The sequence below is a fragment of the Tabrizicola sp. genome (assembly GCF_016793705.1).
Classification (GTDB): domain Bacteria; phylum Pseudomonadota; class Alphaproteobacteria; order Rhodobacterales; family Rhodobacteraceae; genus Tabrizicola.
On record NZ_JAEULO010000039.1, the window covers coordinates 183,235 to 191,874 of the forward strand.

10 protein-coding genes are annotated in these 8,640 nt (G+C 65.9%); 3 read left to right on the forward strand and 7 right to left on the reverse strand.

Features of this window, described 5'->3' with window-relative positions; all coding sequences use genetic code 11:
• Positions 1-69: 69 nt before the first annotated feature.
• From JNJ68_RS09720 to JNJ68_RS09750, 7 genes are all read right to left on the reverse strand, one after another.
• The gene (locus JNJ68_RS09720) at positions 70-630 is read right to left on the reverse strand and encodes a sarcosine oxidase subunit gamma (RefSeq protein WP_294981900.1); all 561 of its coding nucleotides are present in this window, start codon (positions 628-630) and stop codon (positions 70-72) included.
• The gene (locus tag JNJ68_RS09725; protein ID WP_294981902.1) at positions 623-3,565 is read right to left on the reverse strand and encodes a sarcosine oxidase subunit alpha family protein; all 2,943 of its coding nucleotides are present in this window, start codon (positions 3,563-3,565) and stop codon (positions 623-625) included. The genes JNJ68_RS09720 and JNJ68_RS09725 overlap by 8 nt, the downstream gene beginning before the upstream one ends.
• On the reverse strand, positions 3,562-3,846 hold the full coding sequence (locus JNJ68_RS09730) for a sarcosine oxidase subunit delta (RefSeq protein ID WP_294981903.1): 285 nt from the start codon (positions 3,844-3,846) through the stop codon (positions 3,562-3,564). The genes JNJ68_RS09725 and JNJ68_RS09730 overlap by 4 nt, the downstream gene beginning before the upstream one ends.
• Positions 3,847-3,859: 13 nt before the next feature.
• Positions 3,860-5,110 carry a sarcosine oxidase subunit beta family protein gene (locus tag JNJ68_RS09735; protein ID WP_294981905.1) on the reverse strand — a complete coding sequence of 417 codons (1,251 nt, stop codon included), beginning with the start codon at positions 5,108-5,110 and terminating at the stop codon, positions 3,860-3,862.
• Positions 5,111-5,218: 108 nt separating this feature from the next.
• The gene (locus tag JNJ68_RS09740) at positions 5,219-5,368 is read right to left on the reverse strand and encodes a hypothetical protein (protein WP_294981907.1); all 150 of its coding nucleotides are present in this window, start codon (positions 5,366-5,368) and stop codon (positions 5,219-5,221) included.
• Between the two features lie 116 nt (positions 5,369-5,484).
• Positions 5,485-5,799, reverse strand: coding sequence for a DUF1244 domain-containing protein (locus JNJ68_RS09745; protein ID WP_294981909.1), 315 nt, complete (start codon positions 5,797-5,799; stop codon positions 5,485-5,487).
• Positions 5,800-6,528: an N-formylglutamate amidohydrolase gene (locus tag JNJ68_RS09750; protein WP_294981910.1), complete on the reverse strand. Its 729-nt coding sequence runs from the start codon at positions 6,526-6,528 to the stop codon at positions 5,800-5,802.
• A gap of 171 nt (positions 6,529-6,699) precedes the next feature.
• Here JNJ68_RS09750 and pyk point away from each other — a divergent pair, with 171 nt between their 5' ends.
• From pyk to JNJ68_RS09765, 3 genes are all read left to right on the forward strand, one after another.
• Positions 6,700-8,145: a pyruvate kinase gene (pyk, locus tag JNJ68_RS09755; protein ID WP_294981912.1), complete on the forward strand. Its 1,446-nt coding sequence runs from the start codon at positions 6,700-6,702 to the stop codon at positions 8,143-8,145.
• 33 nt (positions 8,146-8,178) lie between these two features.
• Positions 8,179-8,409, forward strand: a complete 231-nt coding sequence (locus JNJ68_RS09760; RefSeq protein WP_294981913.1) for a hypothetical protein — start codon at positions 8,179-8,181, stop codon at positions 8,407-8,409.
• Between the two features lie 108 nt (positions 8,410-8,517).
• On the forward strand, positions 8,518-8,640 hold a 123-nt coding region (locus tag JNJ68_RS09765; RefSeq protein WP_294981931.1), incomplete at its 3' end, for a 50S ribosomal protein L35.

Sequence of the window (8,640 nt, forward strand, 5' to 3'; positions counted from 1 at the left end):
ACTATCCCGGATGAAACCAATACCTCTGATTTCACTACCGGGAAACATGGCCTGTATCAAGCGAAAGCCTTACCAGGCCGAGGCGGCGGCACCCTCCAATGCGTGCAGCAGGCTCTCCGCCGAGGACCGCGGGCCGTAAAGCCGCACCGTGCCCTGGTCCAGCTTGACCAGATAGACACCCAGATGCTCGACTACCGTGCGGGTGGCGTATCCCTTTGGCACGGCACGAAAATCCACATTGCAAAGGCGTTCAAGAAGCGGCGCCGGATCGGCGGCGGCAAGGTCGAAGGCCACCCAGGCGTCGGTCTGTTCGGTGACGCTTGCAGCGTCGCCCAGGGTTGTCTTCAACAGGTCGGCGATCATCTCATGGCTGCCGAAGGGGGCCTCGACAAACCACATCTCGGGCGCGGTCCAGAAGGCGCTATAGGACGTTCCGGCCTGGTGGCGGGCGGCTTCGGGAAGCGGCACGCCAGCGGTCTGCGCGGCGGCGGCAAGGTCCGCCATCCGCCCGCGCCGGGCCGCGACCGAGGCCAGAGCCAGATCGGTGCGTTCGGTGATGCGCAGCGGCCCGATCTCCACCACCGCCGGTTCGCGCGCACCCAGCGCGGTAAGTGCCATGAGACTAGCCACGGAGACGCTCTCCTTCCGGGTCGAACATATGGGGCGAGATGATCTCGACCTCGGTATCGAGGTTGCCAAGCAGGTTCACGATCCGCATCCGCTGGCCGATCTTCCTGTCGCCGCCCTTCAGGTAGCCGAGCGCGATGTCGCAGCCCAGATGTGGCGAATAGACCTTGGAGGTCAGCCAGCCGCCATCATTCGCCGCGACCGCCGCCGCGCCCTTTTCAAGGAAATGGCTGCCTGCGGTCAACTTGCCCTGGGGATCGACGGGCTTGACGCCAACCAGGCGGTAGCCGTTCTCCTGCACCATCCCCTCGCGCTGCGACAGGACCATGCCGATGGAGTCCTTCTTCTTCGACACCATCTTGCCGAGGCCCATGTTGAGAGCGGTGGACTGTCCGTTCAGCTCGCCCCCCGCGACATGGCCCTTCTCGATCCGCATCACGCCAAGCGCCTCGGTGCCGTAGACGATGGGATCGTATTCCGCGCCTTTGGAGAGCATCTCGCGCAAAAGCGCGTCGCCATAGCGGGTGGGGACGGCGATCTCATAGGCCAGCTCGCCCGAGAAGCTGATGCGGAAGAGCCGCGCGCGGAGGCCGCCGCAGACGGTGACATTGCCCGCCCCCATATAGGGGAAAGCGGCGTCGGAGATGTCCTGGTCGACGACTTTCTCCAGCAGGTTCCGTGCGTTGGGTCCGGCGACGGAGAATTGCGCCCAGGCCTCGGTGGTGGAGATGAGCTGCACGTCCATGTCCGGCCACAGGCACTGGCGGCAGAATTCAAGGTGCCGGAAGACCGTGACCGCATTGGCGGTGGTGGTGGTCATGACATATTCGTTCTCGCCCATCCGGGCGGTGGTGCCGTCGTCGAAGACGATCCCGTCCTCGCGCAGCATCAACCCGTAGCGACATTTGCCGACCGCGAGGGAAGAGAAGGTGTTGGCATAGACGCGGTCCAGGAAGGCCCCCGCATCGGTGCCCTGGATGTCGATCTTGCCGAGCGTGGTCACATCGCAGATGCCGACCGACTTGCGCGTCGCCAGGACCTCACGGTCCACCGACTGCCGCCATTCCGTCTCCCCCGTCTTCGGCACCCATTGCGTTCGGAGCCAGTTGCCCACCTCGACGAAGATCGCGCCCTGTTCCTTGGCCCAGTGATGGCTGGGGGTCAGGCGGAAGGGCTTGAATTCCTTGCCGCGCGACCGTCCGGCGAGCGTGCCGAGCGCGACTGGCGTATAGGGCGGACGGTAGATCGTGGTGCCGGTGTCGGGGATCGAGCGGCCGGTGAGTTCGGCCATGACGGCCAGGCCGATGACATTGCCGGTCTTGCCCTGGTCGGTCGCCATGCCAAGCGTGGTATAGCGTTTCAGATGCTCCACACTGGTGAAGTTCTCCTGATGCGCCAGCTTCACATCCTTGACGGTCACGTCATTCTGCTGGTCGATCCAGGCGCGGCCCTTGCCGTGGTGGACGAACCACAGCGGCGTGACACGGGTCGGCGCGTCTTCGGCTTCCGGCAGGTCGGGCGCAGCGCCGGTCAGGTCCAGCGCGGCGATCGCAGCGTCCCGGCCGGTTTTCAGCGCGGCATGGGTGGAGAAGGCCCCGGCGGCGGCGCCCGCCACGGAGAGGCCCGGAGGGCCGTCCTGGCCGGGCACGAAGGCGGCGATCGCGTCATCGTAGACCGGGCGCGAGCGATGATGTGAGTGGATGTTCACATTAGGATTCCAGCCACCCGAGACACCGAGTGCATCGACGGCAATGGTTTCCGACCGACCGTTCGCCTGGCGGATGGTCACGGACTTGAGGCCCAGCTTGCCAGAGGTGTCGATGACTTCGGCGCCTTGCAGGTGGCGGATGCCGGGCAGCAGTGCGCCACCCTCGCGGCTGTCGATCACAGCGACGACATCGACGCCCTTGGCTTGCAGGTCGATGGCCGTGCGGATGCCGTCGTCGTTGTTGGTGAAGACGGCGACCCGCTCCCCCACCTTGACGCCCCAGCGAGTCGCGTAGGCCCGAAGCGCGCCCGCCAGCATGATGCCGGGGCGGTCGTTGTTCTCGAAGGCGACGGGACGTTCGGTCGCCCCCGCCGCGAGGATCGCCTTGCCCGCATAGATACGCCACAGCACCTGCCGCGGCTTGCCCTGCGCGGGAGCGAGCAGATGGTCGCTGACCCGCTCGACCGCGCCATAGATGCCGTGATCGAAGGCGCCGATGACTGTGGTGCGCGTCATCAGCCGCACGTTCGGGAGGGAGGTCAACTCGGCGACAACGCCCGCCGCCCAGTCCGCACCTAGCGCCTGGCCGACCGCAAAGGTCTCGACATTCAGCCGCCCGCCCATGCGGAAATCCTCGTCGGCAAGGATCAAGCGCTTGCCTGCACGACCGGCGGTCAGGGCCGCCATCAGGCCGGTTGGACCGGCGCCGATGACCAGCAGGTCGCAATGCAGGAAACCCTTGTCGTAGGCGTCCGGATCTTCCTCGCGCGTGACCGAACCGAGGCCCGCGGCGCGGCGGATGATCGGCTCATAAAGCTTTTCCCAGAAGGACTTGGGCCACATGAAGGTCTTGTAGTAGAAGCCCGCCGCGAAGAAGGTGGAGAGCTTGTCGTTGATGCCCATCGCGTCGAAGCGAAGCGAGGGCCAGCGGTTCTGGCTGTTTGCAGTGAGGCCGTCGTAAAGTTCGGCCACTGTCGCGCGGGTGTTCGGCTCCTGCCGCCCGCCGCTGCGCAGTTCCACCAGCGCGTTCGGTTCTTCCGAACCCGAGGAGATCGGCCCGCGCGGGCGGTGGTACTTGAAGCTGCGGCCCATCAGACGGACGCCGTTCGCCAGAAGCGCCGAGGCCAGCGTGTCTCCGGGATGGCCTTGGTAGGGCACGCCGTCGAAGGTGAAACGGAGCGTCTTCGTGCGGTCGATCTGGCCACCTTCAATGCGATGCGACTGGCTCATTTCGACCGCCCCTTGCTGCGCGCCACATCGCGCGCCAGTTCCACCCTGGTGATTTCATGCGTGACCGTGTTCCGCGTCACCACCAGCCAGGAACGGTCGCCCTGTTCGTGATACCAAAGCTCTCGGTGTTCGCCGGCCGGGTTGGTGCGCTGATACAGATACTCGTGGAAGACCTCGACGCCCGCGGTCATGCCGTCGGGCCGCTCGATCAGACTGGCATCGCCGAGATAGACGAATTCCTGCGCGTCGCGGGGGCCGAGGATCGGATGGTGAATGATCATTCGATAATTTCCGTCAATGCAGGTTCGGCTGGGCGCCCTGGCCCTTTTCATCGATCATCAGGCCCTTGAGGAACCGGTCGAAACGGTAGGCCGTGGCGGTCTTGTGCGGCTCGTCCTTCACCAGAAGATGCGCGAAGGCCCAGCCCGAGGCGGGGGTCGCCTTGAAGCCGCCGTAGCACCAGCCGCCGTTGAAGTAGAGCCCCTCGACGGGGGTCTTGTCGATGATCGGCGAGCCGTCCATCGACATGTCCATGATCCCGCCCCAGGTGCGCAGCAGCCGCACCCTGCCGATAGCGGGCATCAGCGCCATGCCGCCCTCGGCCACATCCTCGATCACCGGCAGGTTGCCGCGTTGGGCATAGGAGTTGTAGCCGTCGATGTCACCGCCGAAGACCAGGCCGCCCTTGTCGGACTGGCTGACGTAGAAATGCCCGGCGCCGAAGGTCATCACGCCGTCGATCAAGGGCTTCAGCCCTTCGGAAACGAAGGCTTGCAGGACGTGGGATTCCATCGGCAGCCGCATCCCGGCATGGGCCATCACCTTGGAGGACGACCCCGCCACCGCGACGCCGACCTTCTTCGCCCCGATGAAGCCGCGGGAGGTTTCAACCCCCCGGATGCGGCCGTTCTCGATCCGCATGCCGGTGACTTCGCAGTTCTGGATCAGGTCGACGCCGCGCATGTCGGCGCCGCGGGCATAGCCCCACGCGACCGCGTCATGCCGCACCGTGCCGCCGCGCGGTTGCATCAGTGCACCCTTGATCGGGAAGCGGGCGTTGTCGAAGTTCAGCCAGGGATACATGGCGCGCACTTCGTCGCGATTTAGCAGGCGCGCACCGGCACCGTGCAGGATCATCGCATTGCCGCGCCGGGTGGCCGCGTCACGCTGCGCGTCGGTGTGGATCAGGTTGATGATCCCGCGCTGACTGACCATGGCATTGTAGTTGAAGTCCTGCTCCAGCCCTTCCCAGAGCTTCAGCGAGAATTCGTAGAACGGCTCGTTGCCGTCGAGGAGATAGTTCGAGCGGATGATCGTCGTGTTCCGGCCGACGTTACCGCCGCCGAGGTAGCCCTTTTCCAGCACCGCGATGCGGGCCTGGCCGAATTCCTTGGCAAGGTAATAGGCCGTGGCAAGGCCGTGGCCGCCGCCACCGATGATGATATAGTCGTATTCGGCCTGGGGGGTTGGGTCGCGCCAGACGGGCTTCCAGCCCTTGTGGCCGGTAAGTGCCTCGGCAATGACCCGAAATCCGGAATAGCGCACGGCGGTCCTCCTGCTTCAGCGCCTGTTCTAGGCCTGTTGCAGCAGAGGGGGCCGCCGGTTTTCGCCACCGCTATCGCCGTTTTCGCCACGGCCGGTGTTCGTGATGGGTCAGGGGGCGACGGCGGCTTCGACCGCCGCGAAGGGCGACCAGCCGACCGGGACCTTGGCGACCTGCTCCTGCGCCCAGGCAAAGAGGACGAGAATGGTGGTGGCGGAGAGGAGCATCTGCATGGGGCTGATCCGGGACGATGTGTTCACGTCCTGTTCTGCCTGATTCTGCTTGCCAAGCCGTTAACCACGCGCCCGGGTCGGGCTTTGCAAATTGGCAAGGAATGCCCTCGCGGCATGGGCGCTGTCCGGATGGTCGAGGCTTCCTAAGCCTTCTTCCCGACATTCTCGGCAAAGGCTTTCGCAAAGGCCGCCTTCTTGCCCTCATCCGCCGCGGTCTGGTGCTGCGCCACCCAGTCGGCATAGGGCATCCCGTAGACGATTTCGCGTGCGGCGTCCTTCGTCATCTCGATCCCGCGCTCTGCCGCCGCTTCCTGATACCAGCGGCTCAGGCAGTTGCGGCAGAAGCCGCCCAGGTTCATCAGGTCGATGTTCTGCACATCCGGGCGCTTGACCATCAGGTGATGCACCAGGGTGCGGAAGGTGGCGGCTTCCAGTTCCGTCCGGGTTCGGTCGTCCATCTATATGCCCTCCAGGACTTCGGTCAGGATCGGCGCCAGCCGGGCCGCCCAATGGGCCTGCTGCACCGGAGTGCCGATCAGGTCGTTCCGCACTTCTATAAGTATGTTGTGCCGCCCCAGCCGCAAGGCGTGGCGGTCGATGGCATCGCCCGGCAGGTGGCCCGAATAGGGCTCGTTGTCGCCGATGCAAAGGTCCGGCTCGGCCATAAGCCGCGCGATCAGCGGTTTCGAGAATCGCTCGTCGAGATGGGAATAGAGCACCCCCACCTGCCAGGGCCGGGGGTTGCGGCCCCGCAGGCAGGGCGTGAAGGAATGCACCGCCACGATCACCCGGTCGGGCCGCAGCGCCGCCAGCCGCGCATAACCCGCGTGATAGGGGCGGTAGAGCCGGTCCAGCCGCTCTTCGATCCCCTCGGCGGTGATGTGCCGGTTCGCCGGGATGATCGTCCCGTCGTAAAGCTTCATCACCAGCGTCGGGTCGTCCTCGCCCCGGTTCGGGTCGATCACCAGGCGGCTGAACTCCGACAGGATCACCGGGCTGTCGAGCAGGCGCCCCAGCTCTCGCGCCACACCCGCCGCGCCCACGTCCCAGGCGATGTGGCGGCCCATGTCCTCGGCCGGGATGCCAAGGTCGCCGCCGCCCACCCAGTCCGGCACATGGTTCGACGCATGGTCGCAGGTGACCAGCCAGCGTCCGGGACGATGTTCTCCGTCGATCTTGAAGGCCAAGGTGGTCCTCTCGGGTGCTCATCCCTCCCTTACGGTCGTTCTTCGCGCAAGGCCAGCGATGAGCAACTGAAAGGACGCGAAGAGCGACCGGAAGGCGTTGCGGGACGCCCCGAGTTGCGCCATAAGGCACGCGGCCCACATGAAACCGGAATTCAAAGCAGGAGGATGGCGATGCGCCGTCACCGCAACGTGAAGATTGTGGCCACGCTCGGCCCCGCGTCCAGCACTTACGAGATGATCCGCGCGCTCTTCGAGGCCGGGGCCGACGTGTTCCGCCTCAACATGAGCCACGGGGTCCACGAGGATATCGCCAAGCGGCACCAGATCATCCGCAAGGTGGAACGGGACCTCGGCCGCCCGATCGGCATCCTCGCCGACCTGCAAGGGCCGAAACTGCGCGTCGGGGTCTTCGCCAGGGACGCGGAGGAACTGGTCGAGGGCGCAGCCTTCCGCATGGACCTGTCGACCACCCCGGGCGATGCCGCCCGCGTGAACCTGCCGCACCCGGAAATCTTCGCCGCGCTGGAGCCCGGCGCCTCGCTTCTGGTCAACGACGGCAAGATCCGCCTGCGCGTCAACGCCTGCGGCAAGGACTTCGCCGATTGCACGGTCGAGGTCGGCGGCACCATCTCCAACCGCAAGGGCGTGAACGTCCCCGACGTGGTGCTGCCCCTGGCCGCCCTGTCGGAGAAGGATCGCGGCGACCTGGAATTCGCCTGCGAGCTGGGCGTGGACTGGCTGGCGCTCTCCTTCGTGCAGCGCCCGGAAGACGTGATCGAGGCGCGCAGCCTGGCCAAGGGCCGCGCCGCGATCCTGTCGAAGATCGAGAAACCGGCGGCGGTGAAGGCCTATGATGCCATCCTGCAAGTGTCGGACGGAATCATGGTGGCGCGCGGCGACCTCGGCGTCGAACTGCCCGTCACCTCGGTTCCGCCGATCCAGAAGCGGCTGGTGCGCGGGGCGCGGGCGCAGGCCAAGCCGGTGATCGTGGCGACGCAGATGCTGGAATCGATGATCGAATCGCCGGTCCCCACCCGGGCCGAGGTTTCGGACGTGGCGACGGCGATCTACGAAGGCGCCGATGCGGTGATGCTGTCGGCGGAATCGGCGGCGGGGAAATACCCGGTCGAGGCGGTCTCGACGATGAACGCCGTGGCGATGAGCGTCGAGAAGGACCCGACCTACCGTTCCGTCATCGAGGCCAGCCGCGTCGTCCGCCGCGAATCGGTGGCCGACGGCATCGTCGCCGCCGCGCGGGAAATCGCGGAAGCCACCAACATCAAGGCGATCTGCTGCTTCAGCCAGACCGGCAATACCGCCGCGCTTGTCGCCCGCGAACGACCGCATGTGCCGATCATCGCGCTGACTCCGCTCATGTCCACCGCCCGGCGCATGGCGCTGACCTGGGGCGCACATTGCGTGATCACCCCGCCGCAGGAACGCTTCAAGGGGGCGGTGCTGGCCGCCGTCGGCGCGGCGCGGTCTGACGGGTTCGCGACCGATGAGGACCAGATCGTCGTCACCGCAGGCGTTCCCTTCAACGTGAAGGGTACCACCAACATCCTGCGCGTGGCGCCCTGCGACGAACGATTGATCTCGCGGGTTGACCCAGAGTAACCTTGCGCCACGGATCATCGCACGCGAGGGTTCATGGAAACGGATACGGATCTGCTCCTGACGATCGGAATCGTCCTTCTGGTTCTGTCGATTCCCTCGCTGCTGTCTGCCTGGGTCGAAAGCCGCGCCCCGCGCATCGGGGCGATCATGGTGATCGCCGCCCTTGGCCTGATCATTGCGGCGCTGGTGATCAAACCCGGCGGCTATGCCTTCAACCAGGTGCCCGGCGTCATGATCGGCGTCGTCGCGCGGCTGTTCCAGTGACTTGACCCCTTGCGCCTTCCGCGCGCCGCCCCTATAGGGACGGCTTCATTACCCGCACGGCCGGCCGAAGTGGCATGCCGAGTCGTGCCTGAAACCACGGAGATGGAAATGCCCAAGATGAAGACCAAGTCGGCGGCGAAGAAGCGCTTCAGCTTCACGGCCTCCGGTCGGGTGAAGGCTGGCAACGCCGGCAAGCGCCACGGCATGATCAAGCGCACGGCGAAATTCGTC

What these genes read in the sequence shown, in the direction of transcription:
- pyk (WP_294981912.1), top strand. Translation starts at nt 6,700, where the DNA reads ATGCGCCGTCACCGCAACGTGAAGATTGTGGCCACGCTCGGCCCCGCG.
- JNJ68_RS09725 (WP_294981902.1), bottom strand. Translation starts at nt 3,565, where the DNA reads ATGAGCCAGTCGCATCGCATTGAAGGTGGCCAGATCGACCGCACGAAG.
- JNJ68_RS09730 (WP_294981903.1), bottom strand. Translation starts at nt 3,846, where the DNA reads ATGATCATTCACCATCCGATCCTCGGCCCCCGCGACGCGCAGGAATTC.
- JNJ68_RS09760 (WP_294981913.1), top strand. Translation starts at nt 8,179, where the DNA reads ATGGAAACGGATACGGATCTGCTCCTGACGATCGGAATCGTCCTTCTG.
- JNJ68_RS09745 (WP_294981909.1), bottom strand. Translation starts at nt 5,799, where the DNA reads ATGGACGACCGAACCCGGACGGAACTGGAAGCCGCCACCTTCCGCACC.